General features: G+C 30.6%; 1 protein-coding gene. It reads right to left on the bottom strand.

Annotated elements, in window-relative coordinates; genetic code table 11:
• Positions 1-31: 31 nt before the first annotated feature.
• The gene (locus tag CN514_RS24130; RefSeq protein ID WP_098234741.1) at positions 32-469 is read right to left on the bottom strand and encodes an HIT family protein; all 438 of its coding nucleotides are present in this window, start codon (positions 467-469) and stop codon (positions 32-34) included.
• Positions 470-614: the final 145 nt, after the last annotated feature.

The following is a 614-nucleotide window of genomic DNA, read 5'->3' as shown; positions in this document are numbered from 1 at the left end:
CCTGTTTTCGTATTTAAAAGGGGTAATTTTATTATTTTTTAATAATGTTATTTTCGATAGATTTTGCAATCTCTTGTAGCGTTTCATTTGTGTATTGATTTTGGTTTGAAAGCCATTTTACATCAAAGCCATCATTATTTCCGTATCGTGGTAAAATATGCATATGATAATGAAATACAGTTTGCCCTGAAACTTCACCACTATTATTTAAAATATTTACACCTTGGACATTAAAAGTTTCTTTCATTGCATTAGCAATTTGAGGTACTTTTCGGAAGTATGTACTAGCTGTCTCTTCACTCATTTCGAATATGTTTTCAACATGATTCTTTGGAATGACTAATGTGTGTCCTTTAGTAACTTGACTTAGATCTAAAAAAGCTAAAATATCATCATCCTCGTATACTTTTGAAGCTGGAATGCTACCTTCAACAATTTTACAGAAAATACAATTAGCGTCATGTGCCATTTTTTATACTTCCTTTCACTTTTTTCCTTATTTTAACATAGGCGGAGGTTAAAGGGAAAATAAGGGGTCAGGAAAAAATAAACAAGAAGCAACCTATGTTGCTTCTTGATGAAGGAGAAAGATTTTATTGGAGTAATTATAAATT

This window comes from Bacillus sp. AFS001701 (assembly GCF_002559405.1).
Classification (GTDB): domain Bacteria; phylum Bacillota; class Bacilli; order Bacillales; family Bacillaceae_G; genus Gottfriedia.
The sequence above is the reverse complement of the archived record's forward strand: the minus strand, read 5'-3'. Positions and strand labels throughout refer to the sequence as shown.

Bases quoted from the DNA above. Each gene is read 5' to 3' on its own strand.
- CN514_RS24130 (WP_098234741.1), bottom strand. From the start codon at position 469: ATGGCACATGACGCTAATTGTATTTTCTGTAAAATTGTTGAAGGTAGC.